The organism is Algoriphagus iocasae (assembly GCF_014206875.1).
In the GTDB taxonomy this organism is placed as follows: domain Bacteria; phylum Bacteroidota; class Bacteroidia; order Cytophagales; family Cyclobacteriaceae; genus Algoriphagus; species Algoriphagus iocasae.
This window is the reverse complement of sequence record NZ_JACIJO010000001.1, coordinates 1,594,482-1,615,841: the sequence shown is the minus strand read 5'-3', so window position 1 is coordinate 1,615,841 and position 21,360 is coordinate 1,594,482. Positions and strand designations below refer to the sequence as shown.

General features: G+C 40.3%; 14 protein-coding genes. 9 read left to right on the top strand and 5 right to left on the bottom strand.

Annotation, left to right across the window (positions count from 1 at the left end; genetic code table 11):
- Nucleotides 1-259 precede the first annotated feature (259 nt).
- The 3 genes from FHS59_RS07005 to FHS59_RS06995 all read right to left on the bottom strand — a co-directional run bounded on the left by FHS59_RS07005 (nucleotide 260) and on the right by FHS59_RS06995 (nucleotide 2,575).
- Nucleotides 260-613: a nuclear transport factor 2 family protein gene (locus tag FHS59_RS07005; RefSeq protein WP_184494323.1), complete on the bottom strand. Its 354-nt coding sequence runs from the start codon at nucleotides 611-613 to the stop codon at nucleotides 260-262.
- A gap of 187 nt (nucleotides 614-800) precedes the next feature.
- Nucleotides 801-1,373 carry a hypothetical protein gene (locus FHS59_RS07000; RefSeq protein ID WP_184494321.1) on the bottom strand — a complete coding sequence of 191 codons (573 nt, stop codon included), beginning with the start codon at nucleotides 1,371-1,373 and terminating at the stop codon, nucleotides 801-803.
- 32 nt (nucleotides 1,374-1,405) lie between these two features.
- The gene (locus FHS59_RS06995; RefSeq protein WP_184494319.1) at nucleotides 1,406-2,575 is read right to left on the bottom strand and encodes a ligand-binding sensor domain-containing protein; all 1,170 of its coding nucleotides are present in this window, start codon (nucleotides 2,573-2,575) and stop codon (nucleotides 1,406-1,408) included.
- Nucleotides 2,576-2,684: 109 nt separating this feature from the next.
- On the opposite strand from FHS59_RS06995, the gene FHS59_RS06990 reads away from it, so the two are divergent.
- Nucleotides 2,685-3,575: a winged helix-turn-helix domain-containing protein gene (locus tag FHS59_RS06990; RefSeq protein WP_184494317.1), complete on the top strand. Its 891-nt coding sequence runs from the start codon at nucleotides 2,685-2,687 to the stop codon at nucleotides 3,573-3,575.
- Between the two features lie 185 nt (nucleotides 3,576-3,760).
- Here FHS59_RS06990 and FHS59_RS06985 read toward each other — a convergent pair whose 3' ends face one another.
- Together FHS59_RS06985 and FHS59_RS06980 are read right to left on the bottom strand one after the other, a co-directional pair.
- Nucleotides 3,761-4,699, bottom strand: coding sequence for an alpha/beta fold hydrolase (locus FHS59_RS06985; RefSeq protein WP_184494316.1), 939 nt, complete (start codon nucleotides 4,697-4,699; stop codon nucleotides 3,761-3,763).
- Between the two features lie 654 nt (nucleotides 4,700-5,353).
- Complete coding sequence (locus tag FHS59_RS06980; RefSeq protein ID WP_184494313.1) at nucleotides 5,354-6,391, bottom strand: alpha/beta hydrolase; 1,038 nt, start codon at nucleotides 6,389-6,391, stop codon at nucleotides 5,354-5,356.
- A gap of 244 nt (nucleotides 6,392-6,635) precedes the next feature.
- Between FHS59_RS06980 and FHS59_RS06975 the strand changes: the two genes are divergently transcribed.
- The 8 genes from FHS59_RS06975 to FHS59_RS06940 all read left to right on the top strand — a co-directional run bounded on the left by FHS59_RS06975 (nucleotide 6,636) and on the right by FHS59_RS06940 (nucleotide 21,191).
- A complete protein-coding gene (locus FHS59_RS06975) occupies nucleotides 6,636-8,945 on the top strand; it encodes a DNA topoisomerase 3 (protein ID WP_184494311.1) in 2,310 nt (769 codons plus the stop codon).
- Between the two features lie 249 nt (nucleotides 8,946-9,194).
- On the top strand, nucleotides 9,195-12,398 hold the full coding sequence (locus FHS59_RS06970) for a CHAT domain-containing protein (RefSeq protein WP_184494309.1): 3,204 nt from the start codon (nucleotides 9,195-9,197) through the stop codon (nucleotides 12,396-12,398).
- A gap of 54 nt (nucleotides 12,399-12,452) precedes the next feature.
- Nucleotides 12,453-13,640: a serine hydrolase domain-containing protein gene (locus FHS59_RS06965; protein WP_184494307.1), complete on the top strand. Its 1,188-nt coding sequence runs from the start codon at nucleotides 12,453-12,455 to the stop codon at nucleotides 13,638-13,640.
- A 70-nt stretch (nucleotides 13,641-13,710) separates the two neighbouring features.
- Nucleotides 13,711-14,268, top strand: a complete 558-nt coding sequence (locus FHS59_RS06960) for an RNA polymerase sigma factor (protein WP_184494305.1) — start codon at nucleotides 13,711-13,713, stop codon at nucleotides 14,266-14,268.
- Entirely contained in the window at nucleotides 14,268-14,996 is a 729-nt protein-coding gene (locus tag FHS59_RS06955; protein WP_184494303.1) for a tetratricopeptide repeat protein, read from the top strand. Before FHS59_RS06960 ends, FHS59_RS06955 begins: the two co-directional genes overlap by 1 nt.
- 70 nt (nucleotides 14,997-15,066) lie before the next feature.
- Nucleotides 15,067-17,586, top strand: coding sequence for a hypothetical protein (locus FHS59_RS06950; protein ID WP_184494301.1), 2,520 nt, complete (start codon nucleotides 15,067-15,069; stop codon nucleotides 17,584-17,586).
- A gap of 211 nt (nucleotides 17,587-17,797) precedes the next feature.
- Nucleotides 17,798-18,976: a PorV/PorQ family protein gene (locus FHS59_RS06945; RefSeq protein ID WP_184494299.1), complete on the top strand. Its 1,179-nt coding sequence runs from the start codon at nucleotides 17,798-17,800 to the stop codon at nucleotides 18,974-18,976.
- A 31-nt stretch (nucleotides 18,977-19,007) separates the two neighbouring features.
- A complete protein-coding gene (locus tag FHS59_RS06940) occupies nucleotides 19,008-21,191 on the top strand; it encodes a hypothetical protein (protein WP_184494297.1) in 2,184 nt (727 codons plus the stop codon).
- The last annotated feature ends 169 nt before the right edge of the window (nucleotides 21,192-21,360 follow it).

Here is a 21,360-nt window from a genome sequence, read left to right as displayed (position 1 = left end):
AATACTATACCAATTGGGAAATCATATAAAGTTCAGATCGATCGCATTTTAAAGTAAATTCTTTTTAGTTTAGGTTGGATCAAATTTAAAACCCCAAAATCACCAATGAAAAATGACTTGGTGATTAGTCCGCTTGCTTTAAGTATCCGGCTAATTGATTGGAAGAATTCGGCTAATTCCAAATTAAGGATTTCGTCGAGGGGATTTAGGGAAAGGGCTCGTCATAAGATTAGGTATCGCAGTGCTTATGCTTTTTTATTTATTCAAGTTCAATATCCATTCTCCGAAATAAATTGTCTTGGATAGTGATGATATGTTTTACGACTCCGTCAAATACCACATCGCCATTTAAGTCTTTTACTTTTTGCAATACAGATACCTCAACTGTTCCATTTGTCCGTTCAATAAATCCGATTGGTTTGACATTCGGGTCTATTTCCGTCCATTGTCTTGTCCAATATTTCCTGACTTCCTCGTACCCACTAACATACCCACCTTCAAAAGCTTTTGGCCATTCTACTTCGGGATGAAAGGCAGAAAGTGCAGTATCTATGTCTCGGGCGTTAAAAGCCGAATAAGCTCTTTTTATTAACCCTTCAATTTGGACGTTCATATTTAATTCATTTTCTATTATCCGAAGTTTTTTCTTTCATAACTCACCACATCAAATCTTTTTGAAGAAGCGCCATTTGAAAAAATTACCTGCTATTATTTACAAAAGCAAAATAGTGGATTGTGGATGAATGATAATAAAATAAGCCCGTAACGTCGCCAGGCTTGTTCAAATTAGTCGTTAAATTCTAATTGGCTTTTTCGAATACCGTCGTCCAGGAACGCTCAATTTTTTCAGATTTTTCTTTTGCCTGAGAATGAATAGTAATCGTGTTGCCATCATCACTCAATTCCCAAACCTCCGTTACAAATACAAGCATTTGTTCCATAGGGTTTTCTTTATATGGCTTATGGATCATCAGGTGAACGGTGGAATTAACAGTCAGAGTTTTTCTATCGGCAGACCATTTTGCGCTAAACTCCTTCCCTCTATCAGGCCCATGATCAATTTGGCCTACTTTACCATCAAAGGTCAGTTTTTCAGTACCTGCAACCGGCACCTCACCAGGAAAGGAACTTGATGTCTCGATAGTAAGAAAAGTGGGCTGTTGTATTATTTTCATAGTATTCGCCAGCATACGATCACCAGCGTCGAAGCTGCAGACTATATTTCCGCCCATACTGATCGACTCCTTGGATTTCCATACCCCGGAATAGTCAGCGCGTTGGGTGTTGCTATTTTGTTGAGCCTGTGTTGCATAATAAGTAACACCAGCCAAAAGAATAATCAGACAAGAGAATACGGTTCTTTTATTTTTCATTTTAAAATTGACTTAGTTTTTGAACTTGCTTTTTATAGGCTTGTATTTTCCTTTTCGACAGGAACCTTGGGATCAAAACACAACACCCCTAAAGATCCAACCCAAATACTTCCGTCATTGTCTTCCATAATCCCAAAAAGCATCTTTCCTTCATTTGGATTTATTTCGGTAACAGCAGGCTTATTTTGGGACAATGAAAGTGCATCATAGCGTGAAAGTATCCAGCCTTGAGGGCCTTCAGAAGTTGTCCATATATTCCCTTTGCTGTCTTCAATTATTGAACCCATAAAATTCTGAGAGAAATTAGTAAATGTGCCGCCACCTATAATGGACGCAACCGAAGGGTCATAGCGCCAAAGACCATCATTTCCACCAAGCCAAATATTTCCTTTTGAATCTTTGAGAAGTGATCGGACATTCTTGAAAGGTTTACCTTGGTAGGTCACAGCAGTAAATTTTTCCCCTTCATAAATAAAGGTATTGCCCCTTGTGGCAATCCAAAGCTTGCCAGTCTTGTCTTCAACAATAGAAGTCACTTCGATTGGAGGACGTGAAAAATCAGGAATAATTTTCCCTGAATGATCTTCCCTGATTGAATCATCTTCAATTATGAAATTTTGAAGGATTGATTCACCAATTGCTTGGACTTTTTCACTTTTCATGGACACTTCCGAAGGCTCATAACGGCTTAATCCCCCATTGACACCAAACCAAATATTACCGGATTTGTCTTCATAAATACTCGTAACTTCATTATTAACAAGTCCGTCCTCGGTCGTAAAATTTTGAAAGTTTACTCCATCGTAAAAATAAACACCAGAGCCAATGGAGCCCAGCCAAATGTTTCCCTTGCTATCTTCCAAAATAGAAAAGAATCGAGCCGAACTAACTTCACTGGTCATGTTGGTGAATAATTTTTCTTGCCTTACAGGCTCATTCCCTTCAGATCCTTCACTAGAAGGTAGACTGGCATCATATTTAAAAACACCCTCAAAAGTAGCAATCCATATATCGCCATTTTTATCTTGAAGTATGTTTCGAGTGATCGTTTTGGGTCCGTGAGAGGTAGTCTGGACTTTAATTTCGGATTTTTGGTCTACAGGGTCAGGACTTTCTTTGGCATCCTTGGTCTCGCCTGATCCACAAGAAGCGAACAGAACAAGCATCAAGAATAAAATGGGCAGGGAAAAGAATTTTATCATTTTTAGTACCTTTCAATGATTGATTCAACAAATCTATTTGGATTCCTCTCGTTCAAAGAATCCTGATTGTAAAGAAGAATGTAAACTTTGTAAATAAACTAGTAACACAATGAAACTCATGCAAAATCTCTTCTCCGAAAAACGCAACTACCTGTTGGGAGCAATTCTGCTGGTCATTATCTCTTTGGCTAGCGTGGGATTCAATTGGGTAGACAGAAGTGATTATGATTTGGCAAGGCAGGAAGTGCTGCTTCGCAAAATCGGGCATGAGATACTCCTACAGTCAGACGACAATACCTCAAGGGTGCTTCCAATAGAAAAGATCGCAGAAAATGAATATCAGATCAGTTTTGAGAATGAGCTTACTTTCCAAGCCGATTCCCTTGTAAACACGATCAAACGTTTGTTAGCCGAAGGTCCTTTTCCACGTGATTATGTGGTGAGTGTAGTAAACCCTGCTGATGCCAAGGTGGTGTTTGGATATGCAATATCCAAAGACAAGAAGGATGACATTATCGCCTGCAAAGGAAGAATCCAACCGCTAGGAAACTACAAAATCAACATTCAATTTAAACCAGCAGCTATTTCCTTCTCTAAAAATGAATTCTTAATTGGATCTCTTTTAGCAATGGCATTGGTTGGTTTTATTTTCTTCAGATCTATCAAACCTAGGAGATCCTCTTCCAATCCTGAGGATAATAATTTGCTCAGATTGGGATCTATGTCATTCGACGCAGAGACCCGACAGCTCAAAATAAATGGAGAGACCATCGAGCTGACTAAAACTGAAACCCGTGTGTTGCATATTTTTGCCTTGTCACCAAACGAGGTTATCGAGCGAAGCCGACTTCAAAAAGAGATTTGGGAGGATGAAGGAGTGATCGTGGGCCGCAGCCTTGATGTGTTCATTTCAAAACTCAGAAAAAAACTGGAAGTTGATCCGAACATCAATATTGTAGTTAAACGAGGCAAAGGTTACAAGCTGGAAGTCATTGCTTAAGAAAATCCTTCTAATTTGATTTAATAAATTTGAAAGCTTGTTTTACTAGTATTATTCAACTTTTAGATATGCTGCGCCACAACAAAGGTTTCCTATTGAAACTTTTGTTGTGGCGCAGGTTTTATACAGTCTGAATTGTTTCAGTTTTCAGGGCAGTATTCCTGAATTTCCTTTCTAGATTTTTTTTAATTCAACCACTTTAGAATTGCCATATTCGTTTCCTCTGGCTTTTCTTGTTGGATACAATGACCACAATCTATACAGAATACATCTGCATTCGGAACAAAGTCTGTCAAGTTCTCGAACTTAGGAATCATATCTTTATCACCATAAATCATCAAAGTTGGGTGATTGATAATTGGGTTTACATCAGCCAGTAAATGCCAGTTTCGATCAAGATTTCTATACCAGTTGATCCCTCCAGTAAACCCAGAGGTTTCAAATGCAGAAATATAAACTTCCAGTTCACTTTCACTCATTAGAGGTTCACCGATTGGATTTTCAGCTTTTGCGAGATTTATCATTAACATTCCTGGCTCTGGTGGTGCAAGAGGCACATTCTTACGGAACAAATTGCGAAGGAAATTAGGTTTGTTTTGATCCAAAATAGCATCTGCTACCCCTTGTTGGTTATTAAAGTGAACAAAATAGTTGTCTTCACCGAAGATTTCTTCCATCCATTCTATCCACGGTTTTTCTCCACGAACTTGATAGGGTAAAGCCAGGTTTATTATTTTTTTTACTCGCTCTGGGTGCAATAATGCAAAGTTCCAAACAACATTTGCTCCCCAATCATGGCCAATGAAAATAGCATCTTTATACTCAAAGTAATCGAGTAGCGCTACCAGGTCACTTGCCAAATGATGAATATCATAGGCAATTACTTCAGTTGGACAAGATGAATTCCCATATCCCCGCTGATTAGGAACAATGACATGATAACCTGCTCTAACAAGCTCAGGGATCTGAAAACGCCAAGAAAACGCGTTCTCCGGAAAACCATGACAAAGTATTATTGGATTGCCTTTATTTTGTTTACCTGCCTCAAAGACTTCGAGATGAATACCATTTACTGTAATCAAGGACGGTTTTGGAAAATCGATTGAATTGAATTTGATGCTCATTACGCTGTCGTTTTTTAAAAAGAATTATGACGCAAACGTAAATCGAGGGAGTGACAGCCTTATGGCAGGAGCTAATGATTTTTATTAAAATTTAATCAAATAATGGAATTCAATAAGAACCAAGCTATCATTAGTCAATGCATTTGGAAATTCACATAAGTCCCAAATTACAAGAGTAATAACATTCCGAATTATAGGTATCGATTCAGTTTAAAAATAGTCAGGAAACCTTATCTTTCACCTTGAAATAGAGGATTAATAAGACCACAATTGCCAAAACGAATAAAATCGCCCCCATAAAAAATTCAAGGACTTTCATAACCAGCGTTAGGACGAGAATAGCCCCAAGGATAATTATTCCTAAAATGATTAAACCTATTTTTTTCATAGCTATGTTTTTTCTTGAATCAAAAATCTAAGAATGAAGATCAATTTGTTTTAAGGCAATGTACTAATTCCCTTGTTAACTTAAATAGCCAAGTATTTTTCATACTAATGCAAATCCCGACTTAAAAAAGCCTTATTAAGGAAGCAATTACAAGCTAGCTAACCAACTTAAGTTGGTAATTAATTGGTACAACTTAAAACCATTGATCCTTTCTTATTGAATTTTTACGTTTTCTGAAAGCTTGGCAACATTTGGCCGACACTTTTCTATTCTTGTTCAAAGTCTAAATAGAAATCAAAAAATGGCAACATTTGATTTGGGATACGGCCATCTTTGGTATAGATATTATTGACATGGGTTCCTATGTATTCCTCTGCAAAATGCTTGATTCCTACATTTTCCAATTTCTGGCTAAACATTTTGCATTGAATCGTAAACCGATCCCCCGCATTTCTTCCCCAATCAAATTTTATGGCCTTTAATTTTTTCAAATTATCCAGATAATCATCTACCATATAAAAGGGCATATTTTTATACCACTTTTCCAAAACATCCTGATTTACTATCAATTCTTCGCCCTGATATTCAAAGGGAACATCTACATAGAAAGGTGGCTTGTTAGGATTAGGCGACCATGATCTACCAAATGCCACGATCACTTTTCCAAAATATAATTTATTGAGTTCCTCTTGATTTTTCACTTTTGCAAAATCACTATAGGTACTGCTGTTAGGGCCATATTCTCTTACAATCGCCAAAGCTCCGGGACTTATCCCATAAACACTGCTGAATATTTCAGGATGATGCATGGCTATTTTAATGGCTCCATATCCTCCCATGCTGTGTCCTGTGATACCTCGGCTTTCATTTTTAGCAATGGTTCGGAAATTATCATCCATGTATTTCACCAGATCAAAAGCGGTGAAATCCTCCCAATTGCCAAAAATCTGACTATTACTGTAAAAGCTCCCATCATAGGTTGTTTGTTGATCCGGGATAACCATTATAAAAGGGCGAATTTTATTCGTAGCTATCGCAAAGTCCAGTAACTCAGCCATTGGAGTTAACATCGAATTATTCCCAGAAAATCCATGCAAAAAATAAATCACCGGATATCTTTCATTGCTTTCACTATATCCAGGTGGAAGGTAGACTGAGACGGCACGATTCGGATTTTCCCCAAAATTATTTTCAAGATTTTTTGAGTAAAGCGTATCAGTCACTACAGTCCCTTTGTCGCTTTGTGGAAACGCCAAGAAATTGAAACTTAGAAACAGTAAGCAAATGATGAGTAGGTTTTTCATAGGGTTTTTGGTAATTATATTTTTGATCAGGTTTTGGGTTTTTCTATTAAAGCAGTAAAAACGAATTGATCTTAAATTACTATTTTTTTGATGACAATGGATCTACATAGAAATTATAGATTCTTGATGTCCAGATTGATGGCAAATTTCCTGATTTGCACTCAGCCTGATATAAAATTCCTTAACCTTACCTTAGCCCCTACTCCCCATTGCCATTACCCCATTTTAATTATTTTTGCTTCAGATGATAGTTTGTATTGCTGAAAAGCCAAGTGTTGCCCGGGAAATAGCCACCGTCCTCGGAGCTACTCATAAGCATGATGGATATTATGAAGGGAATGGATATCGTGTGACTTATACTTTTGGGCACTTTTGCACCCTGTTTGAACCCAACGATTACGAAGCACATTGGAAAAGCTGGAGTCTCAGTCACTTGCCCATGCTTCCTGAGAAATTCAAAACCAAAGTCGTCGATAATCCCGGCGTCAAGAAGCAATTCGATATTGTAAAAAAACTATTTGATTCTGCCTCATTGGTCATCAACTGTGGTGATGCCGGCCAAGAAGGAGAACTGATCCAACGCTGGGTATTAGAACAGGCTGAATATAAAGGGGAAGTCAAACGCTTATGGATTTCATCCCTGACCACAGAGGCAATCAAGGAAGGCTTTGAAAAACTGCAACCCTCTTCAAAGTACGACAACCTGTATTATGCCGGTTTTTCCAGAGCGATCGGCGATTGGCTTTTAGGAATAAACGCCACCCGCTTGTATACGGTCAAACATGGAGGATACAAACAAGTATTGTCTATCGGCAGAGTTCAGACACCTACGCTGGCGATGATCGTGAATCGCTACAAGGAAATTCAGAATTTCCAACCCCAAGCATATTGGGAATTACAAACAGTTTACAGAGAGGTAACATTTAACTGTGAAGAAGGGAAATTCTTTAAGAAAGAGGATGGTGAGGCTTTCGCCAAAGTGGTCAAGGAACATGACTTTGAAGTGGTCTCCATGGAGAAGAAAAAAGGCAAAGAATATGCTCCTAAGCTTTTTGATTTGACTGGTTTACAGGTGTATTGCAATAATAAGTTTGGGCTTTCCGCAGAAGAAACCCTTAAAATCGCCCAGCAACTTTACGAACAAAAGGTAATCACCTATCCAAGGGTTGACACCATATTTTTACCAAATGACATCTACCCCAAAGCACCTGGAATCTTACAAAAGCTAACCAATTATCAACCGTTGACTCAAGCGATTTTGGGTAAAAAACTGAAAAAGTCATCCAAAGTTTTCAATGATAAAAAGGTAACCGATCACCATGCCATTATTCCTACAGGAATGCAGGAGAATTTGCGCGGAAATCACCAAAAAGTCTATGACATTATTGCCAGGAGATTCATCGCCGTGTTTTATGATGATTGCTCGGTGGCCAATACCACAGTTTTAGGAAAAGTAGATACCGTTCCTTTTAAAACAACCGGGAAAGTAATTTTAGAAAAAGGCTGGAGAGTTGTTTTTGAAACGGCTGATGGCAAAGAAAAAAAGGAAAAAGATGAGCTCCCGCTCTTTAAGAAGGGAGAAAAAGGACCACATGAGCCTTCTTTTACAGAGAAAGAAACCAAAGCACCAAAACACTTTACAGAAGCGACTTTGCTGAGAGGTATGGAAACTGCCGGCAAACAGGTGGACGATGAAGAGTTGCGGGAATTGATGAAAGAGAATGGCATCGGTCGACCTTCTACCCGCGCGAATATCATAGAAACGCTTTTTAAACGTCAGTACATTGAGCGGAATAAAAAGCAGATTTTGCCTACCGAAACAGGGATTCAATTGATCGATATCATAAAAAATGACCTGCTGACCTCCGCAGAATTGACAGGACAGTGGGAAAAGCAATTGAAGGAAATAGAAAAAGGGAATTTTCACGCAGGGTCTTTTGTGAAAAACATGAAGAATATGGTGAATCATTTGGTGTATGAAGTGATTCGTGAGCAAAGCCATACGATCATATCCCAGCCGAGTGAAACCAAAGTCCCGGAAAAAGAAAAATCATCCGCTCCTACAAGCGTTGTGGGTTCGTCTTGTCCAAAATGCAAGAAAGGATCCCTTCTAAAAGGCAAAGCCAGTTATGGCTGTAGCTCCTATAAAAATGGATGCGACTTTTTACTTCCTTTTTCCTTTGAAGGAAAGACCATCTCGGAGAATCAGTATTTGCGATTGTTACAGAAAGGATCTACGGTCAATTTGAAGGGATTTAAAACCTCCTCTGGAGATCAGGAAGGATTAGTCCGATTCAATGATGCTTACCAATTGGTTTTGGAAGAAAAGAAAAAATCCAGTTCCTCGGAATCCAAAAAAACTCCTCGGGTCATTCCTTGTCCCTTATGTCAAAAAGGAAGCATCATCAGAGGTAAAACAGCTTATGGATGCAGTGCTTATAAAGAGGGATGTGACTTCCGTTATTCATTTGAAACCCTAAGGGAAAAAGCGAACAACAAACCATTAACTGAGGAGTTGGTGATATCCTTGTTTAAAGAGAGTGTGGGAGTTTGAAATCGCATGAATTAATAGATTTGGGGCCCATTCTTTCTCCTTATTAAAGGCTAACTACCTTCTCTGTTTTTTTCTCAAGTTCATTCAATTTCGAATACTATTTATTGGCATTCTATACTTATTAAAATGAAGAGATGCAGGATAGAGCAATTTTAAGAATAAATCCATTGATTAAAATATTGGTCATTTTTTCGATGACTTTTTTTATCTTTTTCGATGAGTAATTGATTTTAACAGGTAACATTTCAAATGATTAGACTCTTTTTCCTGCCTTTACTTTTTTTTGCAAGCACAGTTTTGGGACAAACCAAGGACAGGAAGGCCAGTTGGGAAGAAATGATTGAAACTGGCTCCCATCAAACTGCCTTGGCAGAAATCGAAGAATTTACCCAGAGTCTGATTAATCAAAAACAGTACGATAGTTTACCTGAATACCTGGAGATTTATGGTCGGATTCTACTTGCAAATTCCCCAGAGAAAGATGCATCTGATCAGCTCCTAAATACCTACCAAACATGGGAGAATTTATCGAAAAGCCCCAAGTTCCAGCGCTTGCTGGTCAAGAGTCTGGCCGATTGGTATGAGTATGTAGGAAATCCCACTGCAGCCTATAAGCATACACTTACGGCACTGGAATGGGCCAAAAAAGAATCCCCTAAATCAGAAGAAGTTTTCAGTAACCTGTACCTCAATCTAGGAGGTTTGGCCATTCAAAACATGGATTTGCCTGCCGCAAAGAAACATCTGAATGATTTCCTGAGTTTGGACCTGTCACAGGCTGATCCTGAAAACACCTATTTTGCCAACAGCTATTTGGGAAACATTTCCTATTTCAATTCCAACTTGGACTCTGCGGGATTCTACTATCAAAAATCTATCGAAGCTATAGATAAGCTTGAACCTACCCCTAGAAATCAATTTTATCGCAAGAGTATAATTCTAAATAACCTAGCCGGTGTTCAGATGGCTCAGAGTGATTTTGATGCAGCAGAGCAGTCCATGAACCTGACGATTTCCTATCAGGAAAAATACCTTGCTGCTGATTTAGAAGAGCTGGAGAAACAAAAAGTATTGCAAGGCTATTTCAGGTCTATGGACAATCTGGCCGGATTATATAGGCAGTTGGGCTCCTATCATCGGGCCAAGCAACTTTTGGAATTTTCCTTTCAAAGAAAGTCTGAAGAGTTTGGGAATCAGGATTTGGAAACAGCCAAATCCCGGATACTTCTGGGACAGGTTTACTATGATATGATTCAAATGGAGCAGTCAAGGGAATTTCTTTTGGAAGGACTCAAGCAAATGCAGGAACTGGAGGAGGAGAGCAGTTATTGGCAGGCAGACGCCATCAATACTTTGGCCAGAATGGAGGATTATTTACAAAATGAAGAACTGGCAGATTCTCTATACAGAAAAGCTAAAACCATTTTTGACCAAGAAGTCCAAGGAGATTATGATGTGATTTACCTGGATTTCTTAAAAAACTTCAGCAAGTTTCTGGCGGAAAACAAGAAGATGGATGAGGCCATCCAATTATCTACTCTAGCAAGAAATTACCTTGCGGATGTGGGTTCTGAAAATCTCTATCTCGACTATAATCAAACCATCAATCAAGCTTCCATTTATGAGTTGGGGCAGAATTATCAAATGGCCTTAAAATACACTTCGGATGCCTTAAGCCAAATTGATCTTTTGATAGCACGCAGTAAAAGCCCGAAGGATTCTATACAGGCAATGTTTCTAAAGTCCCAGCCTATTTTGATCAGGAATCGTAGCAGATACTATTTGGAAGAGGTAGATGAAGCTTTATTAAAATCCATTGAGAAAGAACTCAGGGAAGGATTAAAAATCATTGACTCCCAGTCAGACTTTTTATTTGAACCCTCAGATGTAAGCATACAGCTCGACGTAAATCGGGAATATTTTGAGTTTCTTGAACTAATAGAACTGGAACTCTATCAATTAAGTGGTGAAGAGAGCTATTTGGATCGGCTGCTTGCCTATCATGAGCATGCGAGATATCGTAAGATCAGATCCCGACTTCAGAAAAATCAACAGGTACATTTTGGTGGTTTGCCAGCAGAGATTCTAAATCGGGAAGAAGAACTTAAAGAGCAGCTCCGGCAATCTTTACAGGCCGAGGTGACAGACTTATCAGCCTATGCAAAGGCAAATAGCGAGTGGAAAGCCTTTTTGGATACGCTTAAGATCAATTACCCCAACTATTTTCAACTTCACTTTGAAACCAGTGAGAGCGTTTTGGCCAGAGTGTTTTCAAAACTGAATCCAGAAATCACCTACCTCCGATACTTGAATGTGGGAGAAAAATGGATGCTCCTGATCATTCAGGAAAATGAAAAAAAGTTAATTTCTCTGAGCCCAATTCCTTTGACAAGAACCTTGGAAACGCTGGCTGAGCAATCCTCTAAAAACAAAATCCAGCCAGCCATCCTTCACGAACTCTATAATCTTTTGTGGAAACCGGCAGAACCATTTATCCGAACACAAAGAATTGCTGTCATTCCAGAAGGCTTATTGTTTAACCTGAGTTTCGAAACCCTGACGAAAGTCCCTGTTTCTGATTGGGCAGATTTAGCTGATCATTTTTTACTTCTAGAACATAGCTTTTCCTATCAATACAGCCTTTTATTTCTTGAGGAGCAAGCTACTAGTAAGTATGAAGATCAGTTGGTTGCTTTCGCACCGGGCTTTTTTGATGGTATGAAAAAGACCTATAGTGCATCATTTATGGATCAGCAATTCTTGGATATTGATTATCTAAAGCTTCTCCCCCAGCCTTTTACCCGGCGGCTGGTGGAACAGATTTCTTCAAAATTTGAGGCAAAGACTTATTTGGAACACGGCTCTACCCTGATGAATTTTAAGAATGAGGCAGGACAGTCGCGGATCATTCACATTGGCACACATGCTATCTCCAGCAATGTGAATCCAGGCGATTCCAGACTGGTATTTGCAAAATCAGCCGAGAACCCATTAGATCCCAATGAGCTTTTTGCCAGTGAAATTTACGAACTGGACCTGAGTTCGGAGCTTGCAGTCCTACTTGCCTGTGAATCCGGCAAACCCAGCTATTCTCCTGGAGAAGGAATGATCTCCCTAGCTCACGCATTCAATTATTCCGGGACCAAATCCTTATTGATGGGACTTTGGAAAATCGATGAGCAGGCCAGTGTCAGCATAGCTGCTGATTTTTATGATTTTTTGGAAGATGGCTTACCTAAAGATGAAGCTCTAAGAAAGGCCAAACTAAATTACCTAGCCAAAGCCAAAGGAAGAGCTCTCGACCCTTCATTTTGGTCCGGGTTGATTCTCCTGGGGAATCCTGAGCCTGTCACACTGGAAACTAAGCAATCTTTTTGGCCACTTTATGCAGCCTTACTACTTGGCATTGTTTTCCTTGCTTGGTTCTTTAAAAAGAAATTTTCCGGCAATTGATGACTTTTGAGCATTCATCCGATGTGAAGTAAAGAACCATAAACTTCCATTGATATGAAAAACAAATTTCTTACAATTTCCAGATTTTTACTTGTTTCACTTTTAGCCTTCCAGTTTTCCTGTTCAGAAGATTCTGACCCCACACCCCAACCTCAGAATCCTGCTCAGCAAGAAGATATAAATGCAGTGGACAGCCAAATAGAAAGTTTCATTTCGCAGTATAACATTCCCGGAGCCAGCTTGGCAATAGCCAAAAACGGCAAATTGGTCTATCAGAAAGCCTATGGGCTAGCAGATGAAGCACAGGGAAAAGCCATGGAAACTAAAACTCAAATGCGGGTGGCAAGTGTTTCCAAATCCTTTACTGGTATGGCAATCATGTTACTAGTCCAAGGCGGGGAAATCAGTCTGGATGATAAGGTATTTGGAGAAGGTGGTATACTAGGTACAACTTATGGAACCAAAAACTACTCTGATCGGGTGAAGCAGGTGACTGTAAAAAATCTGCTGCAGATGACTACCGGTGGATGGGTAGTCAATGGAGATCGTGATGCGATAGACTATGAGCAGCAAAGAACCAATGAAGGCTTCTTTAACTGGATGATGGATAATGCAACTTTGACCTTTAACCCAGGGAGCCAATACTGGTATATCAACACCAATTATTTCGTGGCTGCCCGTATCGTAGAAAAAGTATCAGGCAAGAGCTATGCACAGTTTATCAAAGAACGGATCACCGATCCGCTGGAGATGAGTGCAACTGTTCTCGGTAAAAACGGAACACAAGGCAGACAGCCGAATGAAGCCATCTATTATGGTCAAGGCGGCACCAAAGGCTACGAATACAATTTCAATCTGGAGCGAAGGGATGGTGATGCGGGTATCGTAACTACTGCCCCGGATCTGCTTCGTTTTGTGATGGCGATTGACGGTAGCTCTTCCAATCCCGATTTATTGCAGGCAGCTACTTATAATCAATTTATTCAGGGATCTTCTGTAAATCCAGGTTTCGCCAACGGAATCGCTATTTCCAACCAGTTCAAGTTCTTCTACGGAGCATTGCCCGGAACCCGTTCTGCCTATATGTTTCACTCGAACGGCATGGCGGCAGCATTGATATTTAATGGAAACGCAGATTATACACAATCCAATTATAACACCTTTGCCAATGCCCATGATGCCTTGATGGTAAACCTACTGACTAAGAATATTGATGCTTATCAGGATATTGATCAATTCTAGCAACAATAAGTGTAGGAAGAGGCTTGGGATAAAATAGATTTACTAGTATCTTTTTGGCAACTAGCCAAGTATGCCAGAAGATTCGATCAGTCATTTATCACAGGAGCAACTCATCCAGGGTATCAAGGAGAACCAAAGGGATGTGATGTCGGCCTTATATCTGGAAGTCTTTCCAAAGGTAAGGAGCTTTGTAATTCAAAACAGCGGTGATGAGGATCAGGCAAAAGACATCTTTCAAGAGGCTTTTCTGGTCGCCTGGCAAAAAGTAAAAAACGGAGATTTCCAGCCTCAAAACGCCACGGCGATGCAAGGATTTCTATTTCAGGTTTCTAAAAACAAGTGGTTGGATTGGCTTCGGTCAAGTCGATTTAAGATGGAAAGCTCTATGGGAGCCATCTCCATTGAAGTGGCAGATTCGGAAGATGAAATTCTTTTAGAAGAAAGGCTGAGCTATCTTGAAGAGGCTTTTCAACAGTTGGGAGAAAGCTGCAGGGAATTACTGAAGCGATTTTATTTTGAAAAAGAGTCGCTGGAGGAGCTGGCAGAAAGATTTGGATGGACCAATCAAACTGCCAAAAACAACAAATATCGCTGCATGGAAAAGCTTCGAAAATTGATTAAACGCTAATGTCCAAGGAATTAAATATAAGCCCAATAGAGTACGAACTCATCGAAGCAAAGCTTGATGGGACGCTCAACGAAGAGCAGCTTCAGGCATTGCGCGAATTGGAAGCGCAGGATGCCGATTGGAGCCTGAAGGTGGAAGAGGTAAAAACCCTCCGTCAGGATCTGGAATCCTATTTAGTAAAAGCGGAGTTGGACAAAATCCATGAAGAGGCTTATCCAGAAAAAACACCTAAAACAAGAAAGCTTCCTCAATGGATATATGCCGTGGCTGCTTCGATTACATTAATTTTGGTGGGATGGATCAGTTTTCAATTTCTTTTTGTCGAATCAAACGAAAAACTGTTTACCACTTATTATGAAACCGACCCAGGCTTGATAACTGCCATGTCCGGAACTGATTCCTATGAATTTGACCGGGGCATGGTGGATTTCAAGGAAGGAAAATACGAAGAGGCTTTAGCACTATGGCAGCCATTATTGGAGGAAAACCCTACCGGGGACACTTTGCTCTATTTCGTTGCCATGGCAAATTTGGAGTTGGAAAACTATACCGAAAGTCAGGAGAATTTAGAATTGATTATAAAAGGAAATCCCTCCGAATTTAAGCAAGATGCTGAATGGTATTTGGGTTTGATTTATCTTAGAAATGGGCAAACTGAAAAGGCAAAAGGCCTCTTCAGCAACTCCAGCAAACCAGAGGCAAAAGAAATTTTAGAAAAGTTGGAATAATTTTTTTCCAAAGCATGATGACCTTCTGAGTTGAGTACGATGAGTAATTGAACCACTTATCGTACTCAATATGAAAAAGCTGCTATTTTTATTCTTGGTGATGATGACTCTTTCTTGTCAAGATGACACTGAACCTCAAACACCTACCAATCCGCAAAATCCAGAAAAGAATTTTACACTTCAGGATGTTCAAATTCAATTGCCCGAGGGCAGTAGTTTAGACTTAACCGGTTCAGAATTGCTGTCTTTCGGCGAAAGCTTCCCTGTGGAAAACGATGGTAAAACCAAAGCTATTGCGATCCCAAACGTAGGTCAGATTGCTTATTTATTTAACTCTGAAGGCCAATTGCTATTAGCAGGATACCTGAGTGAGGATCAAAAAGCCTTAAGTCCAGTCACCACAGCAAATTACCTGATTTATCTGGCCTCTGGCTATTGGCTGAGTGAAGCAGACCTTGCCAGTCCATTTTTTAAAAACATAGGAAACTACGAAGAAGTAATAGCCTGGCAAGACGAATTTGAGGAAATGTGGAAAACTGATCCCAAACTATTATCAGGAGATTCCTATCAAGCACCACTTCAGGAATTGATGAAGAAACTTTCCCCTAAACCCAATGAGCTTGATATCAGAAGCAGAATTGCCGAGCAAGCTAGGGTTTCCGATATCGCCATAGATGAATCGGACATCAAAAGCGGAATTCAGGTATTCGAAAAAGAACTTGGGAAAATTGCCATCAGCAACTATTACCGAAGAAGAGCACATGCATTTTTTTATAAGATGAAGACCAAAAAAACCGACGGTTCGGTTGTCGAACATTTGAATAATATAGGAAAAGGCACTGGTTCAGAATTGGATTTTCCTGTCAATGCCACTACCGGATATACCACTGCCACAGGAGCTATGGGAGCTGCAATAGAAGGTAGCGTTGAAGCTGGAGATGTGGTGACTACTGATCCCAAGTCTCTTTCCCTTGCCGATAATGAAGATGAGAAAACCTACAAAGTACGTGTAGTCGGAGCAGGAGGTGTCAATAATTCCATTCAGCTCACTGATCAGGAGCAGATCAAGCAGATCAGACTTTCTATGGAAACCTTCGTTTTGGATTTTTTCCTGCCAATAGGCATGCAAATGGTGAGTTGGAAAGGTGAGCTTAACTCCGCGGGATTCAATGTAGGAGACGGACCTTTGGTATCATTTATCGACCAAATGGAAGTCATTATTAACGCCAGCCCTGCCACCTATGACAAAATTAAAGAGGGAGATTATAAAGGGGCTCTCACCACTTTTCTGAAATACATTGCTTTTGAGGGAGCAGGAAATAAATACTTTGAACAAGTATTAGGTGGAGTTATCAATGTGACAAAATACATTGCTTCCAAACAGAACATAGATATTGAGGGAGTTTCCGAAAACCTGGACACCAAAGCCATCAGCAAGTTTGCCAATATTCTAAAAATTGTGAACTCAGCCATGGCCTTTCAAGATCTTTCCAGAGTTTCTTTCGGCATAAGCATGTCAAAGAATATTGAAGAATGGACCATTCATGCCCGTTCTGCAAAAGTCAGTCTGCTTCCTGCCGAGGCTACAGTTTCCAGCCGGGGCAATAAAGAAATCAAAGCAGAGATCAAAAATCTTGAAGAAGAAGGTGGAGATAACTTCCCCTATTTCAAATGGAGCACTTCTGGGAAATTCGGCTACATCCAAGACCGAAAAGGCAACAAAGGCAAAAGTTTTGACAGTTCAGATAAAGAGATTATTTATTATTCAGAAACCAGCGCAGCAGATTTACCGGAGGAAAATAACTTCGAATATGTTTACGTAGAGGCCTATTATAAAAATGAACTTATCGGTCGGGACACTACTGTCTTGAATCTCAAAAAGAGCAGTTATATGCTCAAGCCCGGTGGATTGGTTCTTTCAGGAAAAGAAGATCAGATCAGCTCGGCAAAACTATATATAGAGCCAGTTAACCTGAGGGATGCGGATTTTTCAGGAAAAAAAGTGGTTTGGTCAACAGAAGGAAAACATGGTCGACTGGTGAATTTTGCAGAAAATTCGACAGTCATCACCACTTACGAAACCAATTCCATACGCTACCTCTGTACGGATGAGGATACAGAAAAAGGTAAAGAAACTGTTAAGGCTAGGATCTATGAAAAATCAGCCGTTGACGGGGAATATTTCCTATATGAAGAATTAACCCTGGAAATCGAAATTGACAATTCGGATAATATCAAAATCATCACGGTCGATCTTTCACTAACTAGCTTTGAAAATGATACAGATAAATATTTCACCTGTGGATCCAGATTGCAGTTTCTGGTCGAGCCAGAGCCAAATGCCATTTCCTACACGGCAAAAATCATTGATTTGACACCAGGAGGGAATTTTTTAGGAAATACAGCTTCATGGAACGCAAGTAAAACTCCTGAGGAGAATGGAAAATACCGTGCGTTTATCGTAGCCTACAAAACACAGAGTCGACCGAAAAATCTCGGCCCACCACCTTGCGGGGCGATTGCGGCAGAAGTAGCCTCCAAATTTGTAGGCAAAGCCCAAGTGGTCATCCGTCTAAAAGATCCTGGATAAAAACACTGGAATTCTACCCTTCATCCTATGATAGTCCTCGGTTCAAGTTGAATCGAGGATTTTTTTTAAAAAAAAACTAAAAATCTTGATGACTATAAGAAATTCAATCGATGTGTAATAAAACCACGCATCGTATGACTTCGAGCTTGACTAAGCAAACTTTTCAACAAGCTAGATTCCATATGACTTTTAAAAGACAAAGTATAAACATATGAAAAAGCTATTCTTATTATTCTTGGGGATTTGTTTCAGTTTTTCCTCCTTTTCTCAGACTTCTTATTACTATCCTCCAGGATACTTTGGACTGTTAAACAATCAATCAACCAGCGCCCGGGCTCAGGGAATGGGGTTCACGACACTTACCAAGTCAGGAATCGAAAACTCATTTTACAACCCTGCTTCGATTCGAAGTTCCACCGCTCCTATTCAGGCCTACGCCAATTACGCAAATGGACATTCCTATCGACCAAAGTCCCGATATTACTTTGCCGGAGGAGCGTTTAAAGTAAAAGACAAATTTACAGTAGGTCTCTCCTATTTTAGCTATCAAAATCCTGATCCTTTATGGACCACCATCATAGGCTGGCAGACTTTTGATACAGATTACTTTTCGCAGCGAGCCATATCCGTACTGGCAGCATATGAAATCATGGAAGGATTGCATGCTGGGCTCAGCGCCAATATGATGCAGGAAAATGGAGTCAATGGAGAGAAAACCAATTCCGATTTTGTCCCAAGCCTTGGCCTCCAATATGAGAAGTCCATTCAACTCTTCAAATCTGAAAAAATCCAAAACCAACAGTTGTTTGGAGCTATGTCGCTCTACAATTTCTTATTTAAAGGTGAGACTACCCAAAGCTACCAAGATGCTGTAGATGAAAGCTATTTGCCTATTATATTACGTTTAGGGGCAGGCTATGCTTTTGAAATCCCATTAAAATCCAACCTGACCCAAGGCAAAGCATATTTCGAAAACACAGCCCAAGCAGTGGATCTTCGCCTGGACTTACAGTTTCAGGATTACCTTCCTGGAGGCCCAGACCACATCACAGATCATGAATTGAATACCGCTTTTGGTGTTGGAGCAGAGGCTTGGTTTTTTGAACGACTGGCATTTCGAATGGGATATTTTACTGAAAAAGGTCCTTCTGGCACACAAGAAGATGGAGACCTATGGGTAACTGGCAATCGTGCTGGCTTCACTTGGGGCTATGGTACGTTGATTCCTACCAATCAATTGACTAAAGGAAAAATGCCTTTTGATCTGGAAGTCAATCTGGTTACGGGAAAGAAAGTCTCTTCTTTGAATGAAAAGATTTATACCCATCCAAATGTATTTACCGAAAACAGCTTCCAGTTTGCTTTTGGGCTCAATTTGCTTTGGAGATAAGACTTTCCTTCCTCATTAAATACTTTATATCATGAAAAATAGCATCTTTTACTGCTTTATTTTTGCCTCATTCCTTTGCCTTTCCTGCAATACTGAAGATGATACCCTTCCCAATAAGCCTGACAATTCGGATCCTTTGGCAGGACTGGAGACCTTCAGCGTGAATGTGGAGTTTCCTGAAGGAAATCAACCCGATTTGACAGATGCCACTATTTGGTCTTGGGATAAATCCAGTGTGCTAGATGACCAAAATTCCGGAAAAGTGATGAAATTTCCTTCCGAATCATCCTTTGCTTACCTGATGGATAGGCAAGATCGATTGCTTTTAGTTGGAGTGATTGACGCAAATCAGCAAAAACTGGATCTGTCCTCCACTGCCAAAACCTTGCTTTATTGGGGCTTGGGGGGACCATTTTTCGAACCCGAACTTGCACCAAAATTCTTTGCAGAAGTGGAATCTTTCCCTATTTGGACGGAGTGGAAATCCCTAGTGGATCAGGCATTTGAAAAAGACCCTTATTTCCTTTCCGATCCAACTATTGGGCAAAAATTCGGGGAGCTAATAAAAGGCATGGAGCCCAACTTTCCCCAAGCTAGAACCAACGAAGATACAAAGGCCTCGGACCTGCTGGTGAATGGGGATATTAAAAGCGGGCTCCAAGTATACCAGACAGGCCTGAGTCAGTTTGAAGTGGCCAATACCTTCCGAAGACGGGTCACGGGATTTCTTTACAAAACCAAAAAAGTGAATGAAGCCGGGCAAGAGGAAGGGATCAATGAATTTCCGGCCTCGAGCAATTCAAAAGATCCAGATCAGATCATCGAAATTCCTGTCGTCACCGGTATCACCAGCTTCTCCGGTACCGTTTACGAATACCTTTTGGGAAATACCGAAAAGTCTTTTCGTATCAATACCGAACCAATCGAGATTCCATTGAATCTAAATGAAAAAGAAGCTACCTGGCAACTTCATGCTATCGGTATGGGCAAAGGAGGGCAAAATCTCAATCAGGCTGAAATCTCCGAAAGAACCAAACTTATGATGTTGACCTTTACGCTGGATTTTGTGGTGCCTTTGATCGCAGATGGACTTACTGCTAAAGCTACTGCTGCCAAAAATACCGGCGCGCCTAAAACGCAGCAAGACTTTTGGGAGGCTATGATCATTGCCACTACAGGCTATGTAGATCAGATGCCAAGCGTGAGCAAAAAGGTACAAGACGGTGAACTGGCGGAGGCAGTGAAAGATTTTTTTAACATTGGATACAATCAGTTTGGCTCCATTTTTCTCGAAGATTTAGCCAGAGTAGCTGCAGAGACCATTTGGGAAAATGCACCTGCGAACCTACCTAAACCGAGTTTGGAGGATTTCAGTAAAAGCGCCGTCAGAAAAGCAAAAATCCTCACTACAATTGATCTGATGCTCAAAGGATCAGATTACGCAAGAAAAGTCCATGATATTAAAAATTCCAAAAGTTTGGAGGTCTTTGAAATCAAGGCACGTGAGATCGAAATCAACCTAGAACCTAGAGAATCCAAAGTAGCTCCAGAAAACACCAAGGAGCTTACTGTTTTTATCAAATCATCTGTAGCCGATGGGCAGGTCATAGAATATGAATGGTCAACTACAGGAAAATATGGATACCTATTTGATGATATTCATGAAGGAAAAAGCTTCTCAAGCTCCAAAAATAAGGTCAAGTATTTTGCCTCAGTGAAAGTCGGCAGCGTACCTGAAGATGCCGTTGATACAGTCCGGGTGAGTACCTACATAAAGCAGGGACAAAACAGAACCAAGATTGGGCAGGATCAGGCCATCATTCAGATCCAGGATAAAATCCAGTTTATTGTAGGTTGGGAAATCTTTGTACCTGTTAACGAAAGGGAGACGCCCATTTCTCCGACTGGAGTTGAATACACCATATCAAATGGTGGCTTTGAGGCCAAATTCACCACTGATGTAGAACCCGCAGGGTTTCAATTTCAGGTAATACGTCAGGATGGAACCCGTGGGAATATCGTCAGCAAAAGCGCTGATGAAGTTGGTAGAGAGGATGGCGCGTATGTGTATAAAGTTGGGGTCGGAAGTATTCGCGTAGTACATACCTATAGCGAAGAGGTAAAGGATGAATGGCTGAAAAAATTCACCGAGGAGCTGGAAGCAAGAAGAAATGTTTACCATTCACTGGAAGTCACAGTCATCCCCAAAGAATAGTATTATGATTGCCTTTATTGCCACCAAATCTACCGATAAACCATTCGTTATGAAGCAGTGAAATATTTCTGGCTATGAAACAAAACAGGCAGTCCATAATGAAATGTCTTTCTCCATATTGTACTGCCTGTTCAGCTACCTCAAAAAGATAAGCAGGCCAACTGAATGA